Origin of the sequence: Allomuricauda sp. XS_ASV26, assembly GCF_041224615.1 — a bacterium.
Lineage (GTDB): Bacteria > Bacteroidota > Bacteroidia > Flavobacteriales > Flavobacteriaceae > Flagellimonas > Flagellimonas alginolytica.
This window is the reverse complement of sequence record NZ_JBGFGK010000033.1, coordinates 615,207-638,002: the sequence shown is the minus strand read 5'-3', so window position 1 is coordinate 638,002 and position 22,796 is coordinate 615,207. Positions and strand designations below refer to the sequence as shown.

General features: G+C 41.2%; 23 protein-coding genes. 10 read left to right on the top strand and 13 right to left on the bottom strand.

Features of this window, described 5'->3' with window-relative positions:
* Positions 1 to 19: 19 nt before the first annotated feature.
* Positions 20 to 940 (bottom strand): nicotinic acid mononucleotide adenyltransferase, encoded by a 921-nt coding sequence (locus AB9K32_RS14985; protein WP_369885630.1) that lies wholly within the window; start codon positions 938 to 940, stop codon positions 20 to 22.
* Positions 941 to 1,064: 124 nt separating this feature from the next.
* Here AB9K32_RS14985 and AB9K32_RS14980 point away from each other — a divergent pair, with 124 nt between their 5' ends.
* Positions 1,065 to 2,066, top strand: coding sequence for an NAD(P)H-dependent glycerol-3-phosphate dehydrogenase (locus tag AB9K32_RS14980; protein ID WP_224836150.1), 1,002 nt, complete (start codon positions 1,065 to 1,067; stop codon positions 2,064 to 2,066).
* A gap of 1 nt (position 2,067) precedes the next feature.
* Here the strand turns inward: AB9K32_RS14980 and AB9K32_RS14975 are convergent, their stop codons facing one another.
* The 7 genes from AB9K32_RS14975 to AB9K32_RS14945 form a co-directional block, all read right to left on the bottom strand.
* Positions 2,068 to 4,749 (bottom strand): carboxypeptidase-like regulatory domain-containing protein, encoded by a 2,682-nt coding sequence (locus AB9K32_RS14975; protein WP_369885629.1) that lies wholly within the window; start codon positions 4,747 to 4,749, stop codon positions 2,068 to 2,070.
* Positions 4,750 to 4,773: 24 nt separating this feature from the next.
* Positions 4,774 to 5,496 carry a GLPGLI family protein gene (locus AB9K32_RS14970; protein WP_369885628.1) on the bottom strand — a complete coding sequence of 241 codons (723 nt, stop codon included), beginning with the start codon at positions 5,494 to 5,496 and terminating at the stop codon, positions 4,774 to 4,776.
* 38 nt (positions 5,497 to 5,534) lie between these two features.
* Positions 5,535 to 6,263, bottom strand: coding sequence for a GLPGLI family protein (locus AB9K32_RS14965; RefSeq protein WP_369885627.1), 729 nt, complete (start codon positions 6,261 to 6,263; stop codon positions 5,535 to 5,537).
* A gap of 126 nt (positions 6,264 to 6,389) precedes the next feature.
* A complete protein-coding gene (locus tag AB9K32_RS14960) occupies positions 6,390 to 6,524 on the bottom strand; it encodes a hypothetical protein (protein WP_369885626.1) in 135 nt (44 codons plus the stop codon).
* A gap of 290 nt (positions 6,525 to 6,814) precedes the next feature.
* Complete coding sequence (locus AB9K32_RS14955) at positions 6,815 to 8,482, bottom strand: glycerol-3-phosphate dehydrogenase/oxidase (protein ID WP_369885625.1); 1,668 nt, start codon at positions 8,480 to 8,482, stop codon at positions 6,815 to 6,817.
* Positions 8,483 to 8,488: 6 nt separating this feature from the next.
* A complete protein-coding gene (locus tag AB9K32_RS14950; protein ID WP_224836139.1) occupies positions 8,489 to 8,797 on the bottom strand; it encodes an antibiotic biosynthesis monooxygenase in 309 nt (102 codons plus the stop codon).
* On the bottom strand, positions 8,798 to 9,154 hold the full coding sequence (locus AB9K32_RS14945; RefSeq protein WP_369885624.1) for a hypothetical protein: 357 nt from the start codon (positions 9,152 to 9,154) through the stop codon (positions 8,798 to 8,800).
* A gap of 61 nt (positions 9,155 to 9,215) precedes the next feature.
* Between AB9K32_RS14945 and AB9K32_RS14940 the strand changes: the two genes are divergently transcribed.
* The 6 genes from AB9K32_RS14940 (at position 9,216) to AB9K32_RS14915 (ending at position 13,995) form a co-directional block, all read left to right on the top strand.
* Positions 9,216 to 9,746 (top strand): CvpA family protein, encoded by a 531-nt coding sequence (locus tag AB9K32_RS14940; protein WP_369885623.1) that lies wholly within the window; start codon positions 9,216 to 9,218, stop codon positions 9,744 to 9,746.
* A gap of 177 nt (positions 9,747 to 9,923) precedes the next feature.
* Positions 9,924 to 10,436: a CAP domain-containing protein gene (locus AB9K32_RS14935; RefSeq protein WP_224836136.1), complete on the top strand. Its 513-nt coding sequence runs from the start codon at positions 9,924 to 9,926 to the stop codon at positions 10,434 to 10,436.
* A 105-nt stretch (positions 10,437 to 10,541) separates the two neighbouring features.
* Positions 10,542 to 11,084, top strand: a complete 543-nt coding sequence (locus AB9K32_RS14930) for a 3-hydroxyanthranilate 3,4-dioxygenase (RefSeq protein ID WP_224836135.1) — start codon at positions 10,542 to 10,544, stop codon at positions 11,082 to 11,084.
* Positions 11,081 to 11,455, top strand: a complete 375-nt coding sequence (locus AB9K32_RS14925; protein WP_224836134.1) for a DUF1304 domain-containing protein — start codon at positions 11,081 to 11,083, stop codon at positions 11,453 to 11,455. Before AB9K32_RS14930 ends, AB9K32_RS14925 begins: the two co-directional genes overlap by 4 nt.
* Before the next feature lie 69 nt (positions 11,456 to 11,524).
* Entirely contained in the window at positions 11,525 to 13,078 is a 1,554-nt protein-coding gene (locus AB9K32_RS14920) for an aldehyde dehydrogenase family protein (protein WP_224836133.1), read from the top strand.
* Between the two features lie 326 nt (positions 13,079 to 13,404).
* Complete coding sequence (locus tag AB9K32_RS14915; RefSeq protein ID WP_369885622.1) at positions 13,405 to 13,995, top strand: hypothetical protein; 591 nt, start codon at positions 13,405 to 13,407, stop codon at positions 13,993 to 13,995.
* 28 nt (positions 13,996 to 14,023) lie between these two features.
* Here the strand turns inward: AB9K32_RS14915 and AB9K32_RS14910 are convergent, their stop codons facing one another.
* Positions 14,024 to 15,019, bottom strand: a complete 996-nt coding sequence (locus AB9K32_RS14910; RefSeq protein ID WP_224836131.1) for an acyl-ACP desaturase — start codon at positions 15,017 to 15,019, stop codon at positions 14,024 to 14,026.
* Between the two features lie 45 nt (positions 15,020 to 15,064).
* On the bottom strand, positions 15,065 to 15,790 hold the full coding sequence (locus AB9K32_RS14905) for a metallophosphoesterase (protein WP_369885621.1): 726 nt from the start codon (positions 15,788 to 15,790) through the stop codon (positions 15,065 to 15,067).
* Positions 15,791 to 15,941: 151 nt separating this feature from the next.
* On the opposite strand from AB9K32_RS14905, the gene AB9K32_RS14900 reads away from it, so the two are divergent.
* Positions 15,942 to 16,880: a carbohydrate kinase gene (locus tag AB9K32_RS14900; RefSeq protein ID WP_224836129.1), complete on the top strand. Its 939-nt coding sequence runs from the start codon at positions 15,942 to 15,944 to the stop codon at positions 16,878 to 16,880.
* Positions 16,881 to 16,886: 6 nt separating this feature from the next.
* Complete coding sequence (locus AB9K32_RS14895) at positions 16,887 to 18,809, top strand: alpha-amylase family glycosyl hydrolase (RefSeq protein ID WP_369885620.1); 1,923 nt, start codon at positions 16,887 to 16,889, stop codon at positions 18,807 to 18,809.
* Here AB9K32_RS14895 and AB9K32_RS14890 read toward each other — a convergent pair.
* The 3 genes from AB9K32_RS14890 to AB9K32_RS14880 are packed head-to-tail and all read right to left on the bottom strand — an operon-like array spanning position 18,806 to position 21,579.
* On the bottom strand, positions 18,806 to 19,942 hold the full coding sequence (locus AB9K32_RS14890; RefSeq protein WP_252080845.1) for an ATP-binding protein: 1,137 nt from the start codon (positions 19,940 to 19,942) through the stop codon (positions 18,806 to 18,808). The two genes, AB9K32_RS14895 and AB9K32_RS14890, sit on opposite strands and share 4 nt — an antisense overlap.
* Positions 19,939 to 20,694, bottom strand: a complete 756-nt coding sequence (locus tag AB9K32_RS14885; RefSeq protein ID WP_369885619.1) for an SDR family NAD(P)-dependent oxidoreductase — start codon at positions 20,692 to 20,694, stop codon at positions 19,939 to 19,941. Before AB9K32_RS14885 ends, AB9K32_RS14890 begins: the two co-directional genes overlap by 4 nt.
* Before the next feature lie 12 nt (positions 20,695 to 20,706).
* Positions 20,707 to 21,579: an aldo/keto reductase family oxidoreductase gene (locus AB9K32_RS14880; protein WP_369885618.1), complete on the bottom strand. Its 873-nt coding sequence runs from the start codon at positions 21,577 to 21,579 to the stop codon at positions 20,707 to 20,709.
* A gap of 159 nt (positions 21,580 to 21,738) precedes the next feature.
* Between AB9K32_RS14880 and AB9K32_RS14875 the strand changes: the two genes are divergently transcribed.
* Positions 21,739 to 22,740, top strand: coding sequence for a MoxR family ATPase (locus AB9K32_RS14875; RefSeq protein ID WP_224836124.1), 1,002 nt, complete (start codon positions 21,739 to 21,741; stop codon positions 22,738 to 22,740).
* Positions 22,741 to 22,796 lie beyond the last annotated feature (56 nt).

Here is a 22,796-nt window from a genome sequence, read left to right as displayed (position 1 = left end):
CGAACCATAAAGTTCTTCCTTACATATTTCGTTGACGGGAAACATTCATTACAGGATTGTTGGTCTTTGAACGTTTTTTACCTGTTCCGCCGTTCGATTTTAAATATTGGATGTATCCTCTACCTGTAAACTCGTACACGGTTCCACTGGATACATGGTACAATTCTATAGTGTTATCATTGATAACGTACAACTCAAAATAATCATTGCCCAAGAAGTCATAATCGAGTGTTAAAGTTTTCAGAGTGGCATCGTTGGCAACATCGAACACTTGGTAACCTCCCTGATAATCCCATTGTATATTGGTCAATGGAATTCCCTGTGCATCTACGGAGGATCTAAAATACCCGCCATCATCTGAAAAAAATTGCAAGTAGTTTTCATTATCGAACTCATTTAGTGCGCCTAATTCACTAGTGTAGGTCTTCTCCCAAACTTGATACTCCTGCAATACATATTGGATATTATCGTAGAAGACCATATCATAATCAAACTGACTTTTTTGATAACCTTCCAAAACATAGGAGGTATCTGATCTTGAATCATATATTTCCAATGTATTATTATCCAGCGCATACACATCCAGCAACCACAATCCATCCACATCGTGGTTTATTTCCACTTGACCGGCAAGGGTCGCATACAAGCCTACATCGATACCTTTTCCATTACCTGTTTTTCCCAGACCTGAAAGATTGTTGTTCGCATAAACGGTTCCCCTGTCAAAAGAAATCGTAAAGGCGCGTTGCAAAAAGGGAACTTCACCATTGCCACGAGTTTCATTGATATCCACATACCATAGATCATAGGATTCCAAGACCAAGGCGGTATTAATGGGCGATTCTTCTATAAAATCGTCTTCCACAATAACCTCGGTATAACAAGAACCGGCCAATAGGCCTATGAGTATAATTCCAAAGAGTAGTTTTTTATTTTTCATAATCGAGGTTTTAAGGTTCACTTTAGCTAGACCAATCACTGTGCCATTTTTATTAACTATTTGATAATCAATCTAAAACAGACACACTATTTTATTTTTTAGATTTACACCATAATTAGGATACATGAAAGACAAGCTTACCTTTGGCGTACTTGGAGGTGGAAGTTGGGGAACAGCCATTGTAAAAATGCTGACCGAAAATTTGGATCAGGTAAACTGGTATATGCGAAGCGATTCTGCTATCCGGCATATTGAAAAGGAAGGTCATAACCCCAATTATTTGAGTTCGGTGGAGTTTGACACCGATCAACTACGCATGAGCCACGATATAAACAAAGTGGTCGATGCTTCGGACGTACTCATTTTTGTGATTCCGTCGGCTTTTTTGGAAAGGGAGTTGCAATGTTTGACGAGTTCCTTGACAGGAAAAATTATCTTCTCGGCCATTAAGGGCATTGTTCCTGAAAGTGGGCGTATTGTTGGGGAACATTTTAATGAGAAATACAATATCCCATTCGAGGATATAGGTGTGATCACCGGCCCATGCCATGCTGAGGAAGTGGCACTGGAGCGCTTATCTTACCTAACCATTGCCTGTGCGGATGCCGATAAGGCCAAAATGGTGGCAAATCACTTAAAAAGTGATTATATCCGCACTAAAATCTCCGATGATATTATTGGAACCGAGTACGCTGCCATGTTGAAGAACATTTATGCCATTGCAGCTGGGATCGCCCATGGTCTGGGATATGGGGACAATTTCCAGAGTGTATTGATGAGCAATGCCATCCGGGAGATGAAACGGTTTATTGACAAGGTGTACAAAATGAAGCGCAACATCAATGCTTCTGCCTATTTGGGCGACCTATTGGTAACAGGCTACTCCGTTTTTAGCAGAAACCGCATGTTCGGGAATATGATCGGCAAGGGCTACACGGTTAAAAGTGCCATGATGGAAATGAACATGGTGGCCGAAGGCTATTATGCCACCAAAAGCGCCCATGACCTTATGGACAAACTACAGAAAAAGTCCAAAACACCGATCATAAACGCGGTGTACCAGGTGCTTTATAAAAACAAGAACCCGAAAAAGGTGTTTGAGAAATTAACGGAGAAGTTGGATTGATTTAAAGCTTATACGAAATCTTAAACATCACAATCCTTGGCATGATGGACGTGGATTGGTCTCTGATCAAAAAATCAGAAAACGAGTTCTGCCTTTTGAACCGCACATCAAAAAGGTTTTGAACGGAGACTTCGAAACCCCAAGGACTGTCTTCCTTTTGATAAAACAGCGATGCGTTGGCTACATCAAAAACATTGGTCAGGTTTTGTCCCTCATTAGTGTATTCCGTTCGCTCATAATCACCCTTCAAATGGAAATCATTGAAAAACACATAATCCAGATTTGCAAAGATGCTCGAATTGGTAAAGGTGTTTTTATTAGTGGGTGTGGTATAAACCGATGGGTTGTGCGTGTAACCCAACTCCAAATTGGGCCATTTATCGAAAAGGGTCTCCACCTTACCTGTGGCAGAAATGGAACGGGAAAGGTTTTTGGACACATTGTTGTTCACCAATTGGAAAAATTCGTTATAGCTTCCCCTGCTTTCCAAACTGAGCTTGACCTTGTGGATTCGCTTCCCGAATCTGAAATTGGCGTTTAAGGAGTTTTCGGGCTGGTTGAACAGGGTGTAGGTTACAAATTGATTGATGCCGTCCAATACTGTGGTGTTCTTTACACTTTGTGTTCTTTTATTATAGGTCAAACCAACATTCAGATTCAAACCTCGGAATAGACTGAACTTATAATAGCTCAGGGAATAGGAATGGTTTCTTCCGTTTTCCAAATCAGGCGTCCCCAACCCCACCGAATTGAAGGATCTCAGCATAAAATTAGTGCCCAACTGGTCAATGGTCGGGAATTGCCTCCGCTGCCTGTAGCCGAATCGTATTTTTTCGCTGCTGTTGAACTCCGCCTCTGCATCAAAAGCCGGCAGCAGAACTTGGGTGCTATTGTTTACCGAAAGTCCTTCTTGCTCATTGTCCCAATTGTAATTGTGATAAAACAGTCCTGATTTCACCGTAAAAATACCTGCCAAAAATTTAAATTCCAGCCCCAGAAATGTGTCATTGAACCGATAATTAATATGGTTTCCAAAGCCATTTTCTGAAAAATCATTGATACTTCCATTGGTGAGTTGTTGTATTTCACCACTTGTGAAATCATCGAACCGTAAATTGGTGCCGAAGGTGGTATAGATGTGGTTGAAATTGTTGAGCACCCAATAATCCTTCAATACTAAATCAAAGGATGTGGTCCGGGTCTCTTTCTTCTGAAAAACTTGATAGGAATCGTCTTCTTCCAAAGGAATCAAATCTTGCAGAAAAACTTGGTCCGTTTCCCAAGTATTCTCCGGAGTGCTTTTTTGAAATGCCATAGAACCCTCCAAACTCAGGGTTTGAGCTCTTGAAAAACGCTTGCTGTATTCCACATTCTGTTTTAGCTCCAGTGCCGAAATATTTTGCAGGGTGTTGAAAAAAGTACTTCGATCTTCACTCTGAGTCAAAATGATGCCGTCGCCCTTGTTTTTGGTGAATTTTGCAAACGAATTCAGGGTTACATTCTCATCGCTGTTGGGTTCGTGTTCCACCGTTGCCTTCCCGATCAAAAAGAAATTGTCGTAATTGTTGCGTTCCGTTCTGTCCTCGTTCAAGAATCCATCGGAATTGTTGTAAATGTTCAGGGTGTTGGATTCCGTTTCGGTATCGCTGCTGTTGGCAATTACATAACTGTTGATGTCCGTTTTGGGCGAGACCGTTTGCCTAAGATTGAATGCCCCAAAGCGATTGGTGTTCGCCCTGAAATCGGTGTTGTTCAAAAATTGGGAGAAATCGTCCCTGCTCAGGGAAAAATAGCCTCCAATATCGTCCATAAGCTTGCCAAATCCCCCATTGAACTCCAAATAATCGGAAAAGGAGAAACTTTTGACCCCAATATTGTTCAGGTCACCAATAAAGTTGATATTGGTTTTGGGACTGTAGTAAAACAGGTTGGGGTGCACCAAATAGCGGTCTTTGATCCCTCCACCCGCTTCCATATCGCCAAAGGCGAATTTCTTTTTGTCCTCTTTTAGTTTGATGTTCAGGGCCAGTTCATCGGAATCCTGCAGTCCTTTGAGAAATCCGATTTTATTATAATTGTCCAGCACTTGCACCTCATCCACGGCATCGGCAGGAATGTTATTTACGGCTAGTTTGCTGTTTCCTGTAAAAAAGGTTTTGTCCTCTACGAGAACTTTGGTCACTTTTTTGCCTTGGGCGGTCACATTACCTTCCCGGTCCACCTCAATGCCGGGTAGCTTTTTAAGTACTTCGCGCAGTTTACGTTCCTCTCCGGTAACAAAAGCATCTGTTTGGTAGGTTATGGTGTCTTCTTTTACTTCTATTGGAATTTTGTATTCCAAGACCACCTCATCGAGGTCGTTGGTTTTGGGCACCATTTTCAAATCTTTTATTTCATCTTGTGTTACGGTATAATCAAAAGAGAGTTTTTGGTAGCCGAGGTAGCTCACCTCAATGGAGTAGGCCACCTCTTTTTCCAAGCGCAGCACATACTCACCCTTATCGTTGGTAATGGCAAACTGGGTACGCTCACCATCATTTTTGGGGAAGGCCAAGATGTTGGCGTTGATCATTGGTGCCGTGGTGGTGCTATCCGATACAGTGCCCCTTAGGGTAACATTTTGACCCAATAAGTTGATGGGACTAAAACAAAGAATATAAATCAATAAAAAATATCGGCTCAATATAATTTGACTATTTCATGTAAATTACCTTCCTCCAAATCGTTCTTTGGCTATTTTGGCTCCTATGGCATCAAATTCTGCTTGTGTTATAGGTTTTTTACCCTTAGGTGGAGCTATAAGCTTACGTTGCTTCTCGTCCAATTGACCCAAGTTTATTTTATCAGCATAAAATATTCTATCCTTTTCACGTAGTTCTAAAATTAATCCAGGTAGGCCAGAATAATTTTTGGGACCAAAAGACAAATTGATTTCGGGAGCATACCAAGCAATAACCGGAAATTCAAATCTTCCTTTGCTATTATTTACAACATAAGTCGTTGTGGCTTTATAGCATAAATATTTACCAATGCTTTTACTATTTTTGGTTAGCTTCCACTCATTTGTAATTACAGGATGTTTTACAATAAATTTCTCTCCAAAGGCTGGTAAATCCTCATAAACCAACCCATTTTCAAGATTTGTAAAAAACCTTCCTTTTGCACCAAGAATGGTCAATGCAATATCGGCTCCTTTTTCTGCATCATTGGTCAACAGTTTTTCTCTATAAAAAAGTGACTCCTTTGCATAACCTAAAAGTTTAAAATCTATGAACTTTACATTATCATAAGCTATTTTATAAATATCCTTTAAAACCTCAGAAACTTCAGTTTCAACAAGGTCGACCTTGTACGTGACCTCTACCGAGTTTTGTTGCGCAAACACACAATTGATACAACCCAACAGAATTAAATACATTATTCTTTTCATTTTTGTGAAATATTAATATTCCAATCATTTCTTGATTCTTACCACCATCCTCCATCCAGTTGTGCTTTGACCTTATCGCCTTCACTTTTGTATTCTTCCTCTGTCATGGTTTCGATATCTTGGGGCCAATTTATTATTACTTCTTTTTTGGGGTTTAGTTCAACTTTGCTAGCGGTGTAGGTAGCTATGGGCAATTGTAGTTCCAAGATTAGGCCAGGAAGGTTTCCCACATAATCCACCGGACCAAAAGAAACGGGGATTTCCGGGGCATACCAGGCTATAGTATCTTCATTTAATCCAGTGTTGGATTTATCAAGAATGGCTTTATAGCACAAAAACTTTCCAATTTGTTTCTTTTCCTTGGTCAGAGTCCAATCTTGCTTTTCTATTTCTGACTCTACATTGTATTTCCTATCTTCATAGTAGGTCTGCAATATTTGTTCGCTGTTAGTTAAGTTCGTAAAATAAGTTCCCTTAGAAGTAAGGTACTTAACAAACTCGTCTAGTTCTTTATAATACGAAATACTAAGTCCTCTCTGGTGTTGAAAAACACTTTTTTCTTGGTCGAATAATAATTCCAATTGAATATTTTTGGCAGAATCGGCAACCACCTTATGCATCCTTTCTAACTGTGGTGAACCTTCTTTTTCGTTTTCAGTATTATCCATACTTACACGGTAGAGGATTTTTCCACTTGTAATTTGGGCGAAGGTTGGATTGACAAAAAGCAGAAAAGGAACAATATATATTAGACTATACTTTTTCATAATAAATTTTTTAAGTAGTATGACCGAAAATTTCGGTCATACTACCTTTATATTACTTACATCATTTCACATAAGGCATATGCAACTGTAAAAGCCTTTCCAGCCGCAAAACCATCTCCAGTTTTATTATAAATTGTAATCCGCATAATCAAATGCCATTCCTTCGCAATCAACTGGCATTTCAACTGTAGCAGCATTTAAACCATTTGAGGAAAAACCAATAGCAAAAACAGTACTCAATAAAAAAATTGCTTTCTTCATTTTCTAAAAAATTAATAGGTTAAGAAATCAGTTTTACTTACTTCAAGATTTGCGCAAAAAATTGTAAGACTTGGTATGAAGCTATGTGAAAATTATCTTTCAAAACTCTCAGAATCCACGGATACTTCTTTTAAATTGATGTATGGTGGTTTTGAATTGACGGATTGATAATTTTCAGTATTCTTCAAAAGAAAAATCGTGTCGAGAACTGGAAATCAACAAAAACCGATGTATTTTACTCGAATTGATAGGTTTTGGCAAAGAAAAATATATTTAACAGAGAAGTTGGATTAACCCCGCTCCAAAGAAAAATCGGAATGCTCCTTTAATTGAGCATCCAGCTCTACTGAAAAGGCCTCCATTTCTTCATCGGAGTAGTTATATGATTTTTGGAACTCTTCAAAAACAGCTTCTTTGTATTTCCGAACACTATCAATATCAAAATAAAGCCTGCCCGTTCTCCGAATGAAAAAATCCAAGGGATTCAATGCTTTTTCGTAGGCAATGGCAAATTGTACTTCTGCCCGAATCATGTTTTCTTGGGGGTCGTTTCCCTTAATCTTAGCATACAATTCCAAAATAGTTTCTGCCTGCTTACCATAGGTGGTTACTAAATACCAAGCTTCGTACTTTGTAAAACCATCCCCTTGAAGCCGCTCTTGAAGTTCGGCAATGTATTTTTTTACATGTTTGAACTTTTTAAAGTCGTTTCCACAAAGTGGAATCTTATCCGTGGTACACGCTTTGAGTTCTACTCCATAATCTTCTTCCATTTTTTGGGAAATACGGTTCACGGTGCGCTCTGCCATTTTTCGATAGCCCGTAAGTTTACCTCCGGCAATACTCACTAATCCAGATTCAGAGGTGAAAATTTCATCTTTTCGGGATAATTCAGAAGCGGATTTGCCCTCTTCGTGAATCAAGGGGCGTAGTCCAGCCCATGAAGAAATAATATCATCCAGTTCCAGTTGAATGTCGGGGAACATATGGTTAACGGCAGAAATCAAATAAATGGCATCGGCCAATTCTGTGGTCACATGATCTTTGTCCGAATTATAATTGGTGTCTGTCGTCCCAATATAGGTAACCTTGCCACGTGGAATGGCAAACATCATCCTCCCATCGGGAATATCAAAATAAACGGATTGCTTCACGGGAAGTTTTTCCTTCGGAAATACCAAATGGACACCCTTGGTCAAGTGCAAACGCTTGCCTTTTTTGGATTGGTTCACACTACGCAGCTCATCCACCCAGGGACCTGCCGCATTGATCACATATTTTGATGAAATCTTGTACTCGTCTCCAAACACTTCGTCCGTAAACTTGACCCCTGCTACCTTTTCATCGTCATACAGAAAATCGGTGACCTTGGTATAATTGAATATCCGCGTACCAAATTGAAGGCTTGTTTTTAGGTTTTCCAAAGTAAGTCTCGCATCATCGGTGCGGTACTCGGCATAGTATCCAGCACCGTTCAAAATCTTTTTGGGCAAAAGGGGCTCCAGTTTCATGGCCTCCTTCTTCTCCAGCATCTGGCGTTTATCGTCCCCCGAAACCTGCGCCAGAATATCGTAGACTTTTAAACCAATGGAAGTCAACCATTTTCCGTAGGAACCACCCTCGATCAAAGGGAGCAACATTTTTTCGGGAATCACCAAATGCGGGGCCAATTTATGAACGATGGCCCGTTCGGAACCTACTTCTTTTACCAACCAAAAATCAAATTGTTTTAAATAGCGTAGTCCGCCGTGGATCAGTTTAGTGGATTTGCTACTGGTACCAGAGGCAAAATCACCTTTTTCAAGCAGTAAGACTTTCATTCCTCTGGAAGAAGCATCCAAAGCAATACCGGCACCGGTAATACCACCGCCGATCACCACAAGGTCATAGGAATCCCTATCAATGTTTTGGAGGGCCTCTCTTCTATTCACATTTGAAAAATCGATGTTCCCTCCCATAAAATTTTATTTATTGAATTCGTATTCACGCTCCACGCGACATATGCGTACTTTGTACCAAGAATACCAGGTTTCTATTCCTCGTTTTTGAGCTTTTTTATGATCTAGTTGAGATTTCCAGTTGGCAACGGCCTCCAGACTTTCCCAATAACTAACGGCAATGCCCATGCCATCCCGGGCACTTTCAAAACCCAAAAACCCTGATTGTTTTCGGGCCAATGCTTCCATTTCTTCAGCCATTTGGCCATATCCATTATCTCCTTCGGTTCTCAGGTTGGTAAAAATTACAGCGTAGTATGGTTTTTTAAGTTCCATTTAAACAATGTACTCCTTTTCCAGAAAATAATTCACCACAGCTTCCTTCATTAACACGGTCTGCTCCCCTGCTTTTAGCAGTGGTAGTTGTTCCTTTACTTTGTAATGGGGCCATCCATCTTCATCAAAAAAATCAAAATCGTAATAGCCATAAGGTTCCAAAAGGCGGCAGATAGCAATGTGCATCAGATTGACCTTCTCGTCCTTTTTAAACTTACGATGAAAATCTCCAAGCTCTTGGACCCCTACCAAATAAACAATCCCGTCCAACTCCAAAGGGTCACCATCAGAAAACTGTGCAGACAATTTTGCCACCAAAAATTCCCATCGTTCCTTTAATTGTTCGTCTCTTGACATCTGTTTTTGATATGAGTTTCAAAGGTACAAATCAATATTCTATATTTGTTAAAACCCTTGTATGAGCTTTTTGGACATCATCATCGGAATTCTATTGGTATGGGGCCTATATAAAGGCTTAAAGAACGGACTGTTTGTTGAGCTGGCCTCTTTGATTGCTCTTATTGCTGGACTGTACGGTGCTATCCATTTTTCCCACATCACTGGCGATTATTTGGCCGCACAATTTGATTGGAGCGAGCAATACCTAAAAATAGCGGCCTTTTTAATAACCTTTTTTGTCATCATCGTTACAGTAAACTTGGCCGGTAAAATATTGACCAAGATTGCCGATTTTGCCATGCTCGGGCTTTTGAACAAAGTCGCAGGCGGTATTTTTGGCGCTTTGAAGGTTGCTGTTATTCTAGGCGCTTTCCTTATTTTTTTTGAAAAACTCACGACTCCTTTGGGCCTAATTAATGAGGAAACCAAAGAAGATTCTGTTTTTTACGAACCGATCAAAGATTTGGGCGATCTGATCTTCTCCTATGTTTTTGATGACGAAAAAACTATACCTTCCGATAACATTGAAGCCACCGAAGAGATAATATAACCGGCTTGGTATAAAATGACAAAAATCACTCCCAAAAAACCCTTTGTTTCCTTTTTCCTGTATTTCAACGTAATAATCTGGCCAAACATGGAAATTTCATGGAATAAGAAAGGTGCTCCGCTATTTTAGCAATGAGAACACAAGGGAACTTAGAACACTCCCGAAAACACCCCGAAAATGAAAAAATTATATGGCACTTTGCTGGCCGTAGCGCTTGCTCTTGCCCTCACCGCTTGTAGCACCACACCCGCTCAAGAAGAAGAATTGGGATATACAGAAGCTACTCTTGGAAATGAAAAACAAACAGTTGACCCGGCTAAAATGGAGGAAGATTTGTTAGGTTTGGTCAACGAACATCGCAAATCGAAAGGGTTAAGCTCACTATCCAAAAGTGCTCCCTCCTATAAATATGCCGAAGAACATAACGATTACATGATTTCTCGCAATGCCCTTAGTCACGATAATTTTGATTCGAGAGCATCAAAAATAGCAGCAGAAACCGATGCTATCAGTGTCTCGGAAAATGTAGCAAGATACTATACCTCGGCTGCCAAAACTTTAGAGGGTTGGATAGAAAGCTCCTCTCATAAAGCTGCCATGGAAGGCGATTTTACCCATACTACACTTAGTGTACAACTAGATAAAGAGGGGAGACCGTACTACACCCAGATTTTCTTAAAGGTTGAATAGGTTTTTCGAGTAAAAGTATATCAAGACCCGTCGTTAAGCGGGTCTTTTTTGTTAATCGCTATGTTGCCAGCAAGGATTTTTTTACCTTTCGTAAAATCTTTGAAAATGGCTATACAGGCACCTTTCAATCTAAATAAATGGATTGAGGAAAACCGAGATACCCTAAAACCGCCGGTAGGGAACAGAAACCTCTACAAAGAATCCGGTGATTATATAGTAATGATCGTGGCCGGGCCCAATGCACGCAAAGACTATCATTACAACGAAACCGAAGAGCTTTTTTATCAGTTAGAAGGTCATATTGAGGTAAATATCCAGGAAGATGGACAAAAGAAAACCATGAAGTTGGGCCCCGGGGACATGTACCTTCATCCAGCTAAAGTACCCCACTCCCCGGTACGAAAAGAAGGGTCGATCGGGCTCGTGGTGGAACGCAAACGTACCGATCTGGATGCAGAGGATGGATTATTGTGGTTTTGCGACAATTGCAACCACAAACTGCACGAGGTTTACTTTAAATTGAATGATATCGAGAAAGATTTCCTAGGTCATTTTAAGCACTTTTATGGATCGGAACAATTGCGCACCTGTGATAATTGTGGTACCATTATGCCTGTGGACGAACGTTTTGTAGCCAAAGAAGAATGATACTCCTATTCGCAAAGATCATAATTGGGATCGTGGCCTTGCTCCACATATATTTTCTATGGCTGGAAATGTTCGCTTGGACCACCAAAGCAAAAAAGGTATTCCGTAGTTTTCCGGAAGATTTGTTCGAACCTACCAAAACATTGGCCGCCAATCAAGGCCTTTACAATGGTTTTTTGGCAGCAGGACTGATCTGGTCACTGTTCATACAAAATGCCGAATGGCAAATTTATGTGGCCCTCTTCTTTTTGGGGTGTGTTGCCGTGGCCGGACTGTACGGAGCTCTCACCGCATCTAAAAAAATATTGATCGTGCAAGGCCTTCCGGCCATCTTAGGTCTAGGATTGCTTCTGATCCATCAATTCCTGTAAACCCTTAAGAATAATAAGATTATTCGTAATATTGTAAAAATATAACAATTCACTACTAAAAAGTTATAAATGTCAAAAATAGCAGCTGCTTTTGGAATAGAAGAAGCCTTAAAAGAGTTGGGCTTGAACGAAATCAATAATGGTACCTCTACCGGAAAAGATTGGTTTTCAAATGGTGAAATCATAGAATCTTATTCTCCAGTAGATGGTGCACTTATCGGGAAGGTCAAAGCTACCACCCCTGAAGATTATGAAAAAGTGATCAGTACCGCTCGGGAAGGCTTCAAGAAATGGAGAACCATGCCAGCGCCCCAACGTGGCGAAGTGGTTCGTCAATTCAACGATGAACTTAGACGGTTAAAAGAGCCATTGGGCAAGTTAGTGTCCTACGAAATGGGAAAAAGCTACCAAGAAGGATTGGGCGAGGTGCAGGAAATGATCGACATCTGTGATTTTGCAGTGGGACTATCCCGTCAACTGCACGGACTTACCATGCACAGTGAGCGTCCAGGTCACCGCATGTACGAGCAATATCATCCACTAGGAGTTGTAGGAATTATTTCCGCTTTTAATTTCCCCGTGGCCGTTTGGTCCTGGAATACAGCCTTGGCCTGGGTCTGCGGTGATGCCTGTATCTGGAAAGGTTCGGAAAAAACCCCCATCACATCCGTTGCATGCCAAAATATTGCTGCCCGTGTATTTGCCGCAAATGGCGTTCCCGAAGGTATTTCCTGCTTAATTACCGGAGATTATACCATAGGCGAGCTGATGACAAAGGACGAGCGCATTCCATTGATCTCCGCCACGGGATCTACAAGAATGGGAAAAATAGTGGCCAAAACCGTGGCCGAACGCCTTGGTAAAACATTGTTGGAGCTTGGGGGCAACAATGCCATAATCGTTACCCCGGATGCCAATATTAAAAATACCGTTATCGGAGCCGTATTCGGAGCCGTGGGCACTTGTGGACAACGTTGTACCTCTACCCGTAGATTGATTGTTCATGAAGAAGTTTACGATAAGGTGAAAAATGCCATAGTTGACGCCTACAAGCAGATCAAAATTGGAAATCCTCTGGATGAAAACAACCACGTAGGACCGCTTATTGATAAAGATGCCGTTAAAAACTACTTGTCCGCATTGGAAAAAGTTGAGGCAGAAGGTGGAACTATTTTGGTTGAAGGTGGGGTACTGGAAGGTGAAGGATATGAAAGCGGTTGCTATGTAAAACCGGCCATTGCAGAGGCAGAGAATCATTACGAAATTGTCCAGCACGAAACATTTGGCCCTGTACTATATCTTCTTAAATACAGCGGAGACCTTGAAAATGCCTTGGAACTCCAAAATGGGGTTCGACAAGGACTTTCTTCCGCTATTATGACCAACAACCTGCGTGAAGCTGAACGATTCCTTTCCGTAGAAGGTTCCGATTGTGGAATTGCCAACGTAAATATTGGAACTTCCGGTGCTGAGATCGGTGGAGCGTTTGGTGGAGAAAAAGAGACTGGTGGAGGCAGGGAAAGTGGTTCCGATGCTTGGAAAATTTACATGCGCAGACAGACCAACACCATTAACTATACAACGGAGCTGCCTTTGGCACAAGGCATTAAGTTTGATCTATAAAAACATAAAGCCGCCCTTTCAGTAGTCTTACCGGAGGGGCGGTCTTTAAACCAACTTAACTAACTCAAACTTAAATTTAAAACCCTACTCCAATGCCGGAACTTTGTCGGGAGAAATAGGGTTCTTTACCTAATATTTGGCCTAAAGTTCAGTATATTCCCCATAGTTTCTAAAAGGTATCTTACAAGTGGCCATAAAAATTGTATGATTGGTTCCTTTTTGCCCTTTATCCGTTTCAATTCCATTTCAGCGAATCGTATTTTTTGCTAACTCCCTCAATTTCTGATACATTTATTTAGAATTTTAAGATTTTTTTAATATTTTAAATGTCTCGTTTACATGGTGTTTATTTTTTAAAAATGGATTGGGAAACTTCAACTTTATGGTATTGGATTTTACTGGCCGGTGTAGGGATCATTTCTGCTGTTCTCGGTTATTTTTTTGGAAAGTCCGACACGCCTTCCGTTTCACAAAACACAGAGGCCCTTAATCTTCTTGAAATTGAGAACACCAAGTTAAAATCGGATTTGGAGAATTGTCATAAAAGGCTGGACAATTCAAAAATAAGATCCCTGGATATTGAAAAAATCGTAGGGTCACCCAAACCGGAAACGCACCTATTCGACCCCTCGGAGGCTAAGGCTATATTTGGGAAAACCATTAAAGAAAATGATTTAAAACTTGTGGAGGGAATCGGCCCCAAAATTGAAGGTCTGTTCCACAACGTTGGCGTTAAAACATGGAAGGCACTGGCCGAGTGCTCTGTGGACAAATGCCAAGAAGTTTTAAATACTGGTGGAAAAAGGTACCGTATCCACGACCCTGCCTCTTGGCCTATGCAAGCAAAAATGGCTCACGAAGGTCTCTGGCAGCAGCTATTCGATTGGCAAGAAAAGCATAGGGCAGGTAAATATTAAAAAAACTCCATTGGACCAACCGGTCGTTCTACATTCTTCCGTTGGCCTCGACCCATTTAAAAATGTACTGTTCCTGAGAAAACTGCATTCTCTCGGAAATCCGTTGTAATCGCTCTGGAAGCTTCATAAGATAGTCCCTTGCCTTTTCCGCTTTATCCGAAAGTCCTCGAAGATTTCCAAGGTCCCAATACTCGTTCAACTTTTTTAAGATGTCCACATAATCTTGTGCCGTATAGACTCCGAGTCTTTGTGCACAATTGGAGAATTGTTCGAATGCTTCACCAATGTTACCCCCTGACTCTCTTAAAAAATGGGCGGGCATAACTATTTTCTTCTTCATCATATCGGCAAAGGCCAAAACCATTCCGTCGGGGTCTTGCCCCATAATGGTCTTTACAAATTCTCTATAGGCCAAATGGTGCCTCATCTCGTCGCCAGCTATTATGGTACACATTTTTGCCAGCAGGCCATTTCCCTTTTTCTTTGCCAATTTACCCACTCTTTTGTGGGATATATTGGTCGCGAGTTCTTGAAAAGTGGTATACACAAAGTTTTTATAGGGGTCTCTATCCGTTCCTATATCAAAACCATCGGATATCAAATGCTGGGTGGTGATTTCTATTTCTCGCATATTAACTCGTCCGGACAGATACAAGTATTTGTTCAGGACGTCACCATGTCTGTTCTCCTCTGCAGTCCATGCACGAACCCACTTGCTCCATCCATTATCCTTTCCATTGTGCTGATCTATACCTTCAACATCCATTAACCAAGACTCATAGGTAGGCAAAGCCTCTTCGGTAATAGTATCGGCCACGAGTGTCACCCAAAAATCGTATTCCAACTCTTTGGCTTCTTCCCTGATCTGTTCGATTTCATCAAAAAAATTATCGCTCTGCGAATTGGGCAAAAAGTCGGTGGGTTGCCATATTTTTTCGGTAGGAATAAGGAATTCATCTATAAACCCTTCTACTTTGGGTTCAATTGCCTGCATTACTTCCAATCTTACATTCTTTATCGACATACTTGGGGTTTTTCACAAAGGTCAAAATAAAATATTGGAATCTATCTAATTTCTTCCTCTTTCCTCAGGATAAAATGAATGCACCGGATCACTCTGCCAAAATTCTTTGGTTTCCACATCCAGCATGGTCAATCCGCCCATAAAGGCAGCACCGGTGTCCACGTTCCAAACATTCGCACGCCGTTCCGGCTCCACAAATTTTGTTTTCGACAATGGAGTATGCCCAATAAAAACTTCCTTATAATGGGTAAGTCGTTTTGGAAACTTTGGGTCCTTGGGTGTTAGATCCGGATCAAGAGCGGTCGCAAGTTCCCAAAGAGTTCTATCCCAGTAAAACGACTGTTCAAAATACTCAAAATCTATTCCTTTAAGGTTAGTGTAACCTGCATGTAGATATAACCGGTTGTCCTGCGAGAGGTAATAGTTTTTTAACCCTTCGTAAAACTTAATATGCAATTGCCATTTATCCTTGTCCGTTTTTAAATACGAATTTCGGGTAGCTGCTCCACCATGCGCCAACCATTGTGGGTTCTCCTTTTGACCCATGAGCCATGCCCGGCAAAGTTCATCGTGGTTGCCTCTTATAAAGGTGCACTGATGATCGGTATTTAACTGAATCAAAAAATCCACAGTTTCCACAGCAGTGCTCCAAGCATCAACATAATCTCCCAAAAATATTATATGATCGGAAGAAGTTACCTTTGCCCTCTCCATTACTTGCTCCAAAGCTCTTACTCCCGAGTGGATATCACCCACAACCAATGTACGCATAGAATAGTTTTTGACAATATTACACACAAATCCCTGTCCAATAAAAAATGATAGGAGCTTTATCGAGTATTTAACCTTCAATTAAAATAAGGACCCCGATTTTTGGACGTGGTATAAATTTCTATGTACCTTAGAATATTTCGAAAAGCGTATGAAGAAAATTTACTGCATAGGTGAATTACTTATAGATTTTGTTGCCGAAAAGCAAGGAAGTGACCTTTCCCAGGCCTTTGAGTTTACAAAAAAAGCAGGTGGTGCACCGGCCAATGTGGCCTGTGCGATTTCCAAACTTGGAGGAAACGGGATTTTTATCGGTTGTGTTGGGTCTGACCCATTTGGTTCTTTTTTATTGGAGACCCTTAAAAACGAAGGTGTTGATATTTCCTTGACCCAACTATCCGACACCTTTACAACGCTGGCCTTTGTTTCCCTTTCGGAAGATGGTGAACGGGATTTTGTATTTAACAGAGGTGCGGACAAGGAGCTCAAGTACAATGCAAATCTTCGAAAAAACCTGCATGGGAATATCCTTCACTTGGGTGCTGCGACCGCACTATTGGGCGGTCCTTTGGAAAAAACCTATACCAAATATCTTTTTGATGGTCTTACCAAAGAAATGTTCATCAGCTTTGACCCAAATTTTAGAAGCGACCTTTGGAAAGATGACGAGGAAACTTTTATAAAAAAGTGCATGCCCTTTGTAGAAAAATCGCATTTGTGCAAATTTAGTCAAGAAGAGGCTCAACTGATATCGGGTAAAGAGAACATTGAAGAAGCCTGCGATTTTCTACATACAGTAGGTACAAAGATCATTACCGTTACTTTGGGAAAAGACGGCACACTTTTAAGTATGAACGGCACAAAAAAAATAATCCCGAGCATACCGGTAACCCCGGTGGACACTACCGGTGCCGGCGATGCCTTTATTGGCTGTTTACTCTATCAAATTTCAGATCTGGGCAATTTTGACCCCGTAATGGAAGATTTCTCCCTCCTCGAAAAAATGGTTGCTACTGCCAATAAGGCCGGAGCCATCACTACAACAAATTATGGGGCCATTGTGGCCTTGCCAACAAAGGAACAGTTGTAAAATTCCATGAACCAGACCAGTTTACATCAACTTCTCTCCAAAAATAAGGTCAGTAATGATCTTGAGCTATGCCATTTAAGGTTGGCCACCAACCTCACTTTGATCCAAAAACTGTTCTTCTCCTTATATCCAGAAGAACAGAATCGGGAGCATTTCCAAAACCTTTTGGCACTACTGCCCAAACTGTTTGCAGAAAGACCAACGGAATTAAAAAAACAGGACCTTGAACGATTAAAATCGGGCAATTGGTATCAATCGGAAAATATTGTTGGAATGCAATTGTATGTTGAACACTTCAATAAGGACATAAAAGGTCTGCAGGAAAAAATACCCTATTTTAAAAAACTTGGTGTCAATTTTTTGCACCTAATGCCCATCACCACACGCCCTAAAGGCGAAAATGACGGCGGCTACGCGGTGAACGATTACCTTGAAGTGGACAAAAGATACGGCTCCAAGGACGATTTGTTGGGTTTGACCAAAGCTTTGCGTAAAAATGGCATTTTTTTAATGCTAGATTTTGTAGTAAACCATACGTCCAATGAGTATTCTTTGGCAAAAAAAGCCGCAAAGGGCGATAAAAAATACCAAAACTATTATTACACGTTCGAAGACCATACCATTCCAGAGGAGTTTGAAAAGACTTTGCCCGAGGTATTTCCAGAAACAGCGCCCGGGAATTTTACCTATATCCCCGAAATGGAAAGATGGGTAATGACCGTTTTCAACAATTACCAATGGGACCTCAACTATACCAATCCCGAGGTATTTCTAGAGATGCTCACCAACTTGGTCAAATTGGCAGATATGGGAGTGGATGTTGTCCGTTTTGATGCCCTGGCCTTCCTTTGGAAGAAACTTGGTACAATTTCGCAAAACCTTCCCGAAGCACACAACCTTATCGCCCTCTTCCGTTTATGTCTTCAGATCGTTGCCCCTGGAACCATTCTATTGGCAGAAGCCATTGTGGCCCCAACGGATATTATTAAGTACTTTGGGGAGGATGAAAAACGAGGCAACGAATGCGAAGTGGCCTACAATGCATCCTTAATGGCACTTTTATGGAACTCAATCGCCACCAAGAAAACGCATTTGTTGTACAAGAGTTTAACAAACGTACCCCAAAAACCCAAAGAATGTACCTGGATCAATTACATCCGTTGTCATGATGATATTGGGTTAGGTTATGAAAACCATCTTATAGAAGAGTTGGGCCTAAACCCGCAAATGCACCGAAAATTCCTTTTGGATTATTATTGTCAACGATTGGATTGGTCGCCAGCCACCGGAATGCTGTTTATGTACAATCCCAAAACCGGTGACGGACGCATTACCGGGAGTGCCGCTTCGTTGTTGGGACTGGAGAGAGCCCTTGCCTTAAAAAACAAAACACTGATAGAGCAGTCCGTGGCCAAAATAAATATGTTGCACGGGATCATCCTTGCCTTTGGTGGTATCCCATTGATCTATGCAGGGGACGAAATAGGCACTTTAAACGAGTATTCCTTTCAGGAAGATAACAACAAAAAAGGGGACAACAGATGGGTAAACCGGCCCTTGCAGGATTGGAAAACCATCGCCAAACTGGAAGATACCACTCTTCCACAATCCAGAATATTCGGCACCTTGCAAAAGCTTATAAGAATTCGGAAAGAAAACTCTGTTTTTGCCGACCACAACAATGTTGAGCTCTACCATACCGGAAACGACCACATATTATCTTTTGAAAGAACATGCGAAAAACAAAGGTTGTTGGTTATTTGCAATTTTGATGAAAATCTGCAGGTAATCGATAGTGGTTGGATAAAAAAGCTGGGGTATTTCAGTAAAGGAGAACCCTTAGATCTGGTATCAGAAGAAAAGATAAAACTAAACAGTGGCCTTGTGGAGATCGGCCCCTATCAAATGTTTTGGCTTTTAAATGCCTAGGCATACCTAACTTTGCGCAAAATTCTTTGGGACTCTTTTAAGGATTGGTACACGTGGCTATCGTATGCCTTTAACAATTGCCTTGCACCATCCATTTTGTCCTTGGCCTCTTCAAACCCGTTCAAATAACAAATGAGATAAGTTGCCGGCAGGTGGGTCATATCGGTATGTTCGGAACTCGTGAGGGGAATATGGCTTTCCAACTTTTTTAGGAGGGCATTGTTGGTATTGTATACGTGAAAAAGTGTTTTCTTGTCGAACTGTGGAGGTTCAAATATCAATTTGCTATGTATCGAGTACTTGCCATTGTCGGAAAAAGTGATCGTCATTTCCTCCAAAGGATAATATTTTTGTTGTGACCCCAATCCCAATTGCACATATTCCAATGTTTTAAAGGAATCATCGTCGTAATCAATGGTGATTTCGTCCAAAGCGGAGTAAAAGAGTTTTACCTGCTCATTGATCAGTTCGATATCCACCCGTGAATAATATACCTTGCCCTTGACCTTTTTTTTATTGCCTGCCCAACAGACCACAAATTGTTCTTTAAAAACTTTATAATCGCTTGTTAAGTCGGGATGGCGTGTGTTGAAGAAATTGAGAACGGCATCCAGGGTATATTCAATGTTGTTCCGAGCATGCTGCTCAATGGTGGCCACCTTTTCAGAATTGATGTCCTTAAGTTCAATATCAAAGGCTTTGGGCAGACTTATACTGCCTTCCCTAAAGAAAACGGCACCACCATAATACTTCCAAATATTTTTGCGCAACGCACAGACCTTTCCGTTGGACCTGATGGTCACCAGCCCCACTACCTTGCCTTCGGGCAAATGCGGAAATGGTATGTTTTCATAAGAAATTAAAGGTGGGTTCTCCAAATAAGCATTGACCAGGTTTTGGATTTTGCTGTCATCAAAAAAATCAACCCCGACAATTTTGTTATCTTCATCTTCTACTCCAATAACAATAAAAGAGTTGTTGTTGGGATTGGAATTGGCCAAGGCACAAACATGTTTGAGAAACTTGGCCTTGCCTTCCTTTTCTCCAATGGATATAAAACGCTTTTTGTCGTAAAAACTATTCTCGTCGTTATGGGCCAATAAGTTTTTTACGAGTAGGCGTTTATTGATCATAGTTCTTTCTTCACTATTGTACTGCTGGCCTGTGCAGTGGGCATTACCACAAGGTCGGCAATGTTTACATGATAGGGCCGGGTAACCACAAACAAAATAATGTCCGCAATATCCTCCGGTTTTAAGGGTTGAAAACCTTGATATACTTTTGAAGCTTTTTCAGCATCGCCTTTAAACCTAACGTCGCTGAACTCGGTTTCTACCAGTCCTGGGTTTACGGCTCCAACTCGAATTCCATAAGCATTCAAATCTATTCGCATTCCCTGATTTATAGCGTCCACGGCGTGCTTGCTGGCACAATACACATTCCCATTTGGGTACACTTCCTTGCCTGCCGTGGATCCAATATTAATGATATGGCCCGATTTACGCTCTGTCATTTTTGGAATAATGGCCTTGGACATATAAAGCAATCCTTTCACATTGATATCCAACATGGCATCCCAATCATCTGGGCTGCCCTTGTCAATTGGGTCCAGACCATGGGCATTACCGGCGTTGTTGATCAAAATATCGATTTCTGAAAATTCCTTGGGCAAATTGTCGATGGCCGAGAATACATCCTCACGATTTCTCACATCAAAATTGAGCGTAATAATAGCTGTATCCCTGCCCAATTCGTTCTTAAGTTGATGTAACCGCTCTTCCCTACGACCGCAAAGAATCAGATTGTAGCCTTGCTTTGCAAAAAGTTCGGCAGTTGCTTTTCCTATACCACTGGTTGCTCCTGTTATTAATGCTGTTTTTGACATTCCAATTAAATTCTAAGGAACATCGTGTCCTTGGCTAGCTACCAAAAGGGCAAACCAATCCTGAAGTTCCAATTCTATGTTTACGGCGGCTGCCGATTGTTCAATTCTTTCTTTGTTGGTGGTTCCGATCACCGGGTGTACCTTGGCTGGGTGTTTTAAAATCCAAGCCAAGAGCAACTGGCTTTCATTCGCATTATATTTGTCCAACAATGGATTCATCACTTCTTTTATCCGCTCTGTCTGCTCATCGGTTTCCCTAAAAAAGCTTCCCAATGGACTCCAGGCCATGGCCATTCTTTTATTGCCGATACTATCATCAAAAGTACCATCGTACATTGGGTTATTATGGGTCAGGGAAAATTCGACCTGGTTTCCCTCCACCGGCATCCATTTTTCCAACATGGCGACTTGCGATGGGGTAAAATTGGAAACTCCGAACCGATTTATTTTACCGCTTTGCAACAAATGTTGGGCTGCTTCTGCCATTTCTTCGGGCTGCATCAATGGACTAGGTCGGTGTATCAAGAAAAAATCCAGATAGTCGGTATTCAACTTTTTTAAGGATTCTTCTGCAGATTCAATAATATATTGTTTATCGTATTGGTAATGATTGATCTTGTTGTTCCTCCCATCGGTAAGTTGGATTCCGCATTTGGTGATCAATTGGACATTCTCCCTTTTGATACCGCTCTCTGCAAAAGCTTTTCCAAATTCCGACTCTGTAGAATATCCGCCATAAATATCGGCATGATCAAATGTAGTGAGTCCACAATCCATGCTGTGGTGCATTAATTCGACCATTTCTATTTTTGAAAGTTTTTTGCCCCAGCTCCCCCAGGTCATTGCTCCCGATATAATGCGGGAAAAATTCGTTGTCTGTTCCATAAGTGCTCAAAGTATAAAATTAAACCCTTAAATCCTTCATAAAACTAGGGCTTTAGCGTTTTTTTTAACCATTAATTAACAGGTGGGTTTTAAATAAATTTTCATTTTGCACACCTTAGTAAAAACCCCGACCTTAACACCAAACAATAAAAGTATACAATGGAAGAAAACACTACTATTGATATTAGTGCTGTGAATGAGAAAATCGCCCAAGAAAGCGCTTTTATTGACCTTTTAACGGTTGAAATGAACAAAGCGATCGTGGGCCAAAACCATATGGTAGAACGATTGTTGATCGGTCTTTTGGGCAAGGGCCATATTTTGCTCGAAGGTGTTCCCGGATTAGCAAAAACATTGGCCATCAACACGTTGGCCAAAGCAGTAAAGGGAAGTTTTAGCAGAATACAGTTTACCCCTGATCTTTTGCCGGCAGACGTTATCGGTACATTGATCTACAACATAAAAGAAAACGATTTCTCCATAAAAAAAGGACCAATTTTTGCCAATTTTGTGTTGGCAGACGAAATCAACAGGGCACCTGCCAAGGTACAATCCGCACTTTTGGAGGCCATGCAGGAAAAGCAGGTTACCATTGGTGACGAAACCTTTATTTTGGACAAGCCCTTTTTGGTAATGGCCACGCAAAACCCCGTAGAACAAGAAGGTACCTACCCTCTTCCAGAGGCCCAAGTCGACCGTTTTATGCTAAAAACGGTGATCGATTATCCAAAACTCAATGAAGAACAACTCATTATTCGCCAAAACCTAAGAGGCGAAACAGAACCCATTAAGCCCGTAGTGTCCTTGGAACAAATTCTTAGGGCCCAAGCAACCGTTCGCGAGGTTTATATGGACGAAAAAATCGAAAAATATATCCTCGACCTCATTTTCGCAACACGATACCCTGAAAAATATAACTTGGAAAGCTTAAAGCCGCTCATTAGTTTTGGCGCTTCTCCAAGAGGTAGTATCAACTTGGCGAATGCATCCAAGTGCTACGCGTTCATCAAACGAAGAGGTTATGTGGTCCCCGAAGATGTAAGGGCGGTGGTACACGATGTGCTTCGCCACCGTATCGGGATCACTTACGAGGCCGAGGCGGAAAATATTACTTCCGAAGAAATCATCAACAAGATTGTAAACGAGGTAGAAGTGCCTTAGCGGTTCAATGTTTATCGGATTAAGTAGCAATACTTTTAACCAACCCGAAAACCTAT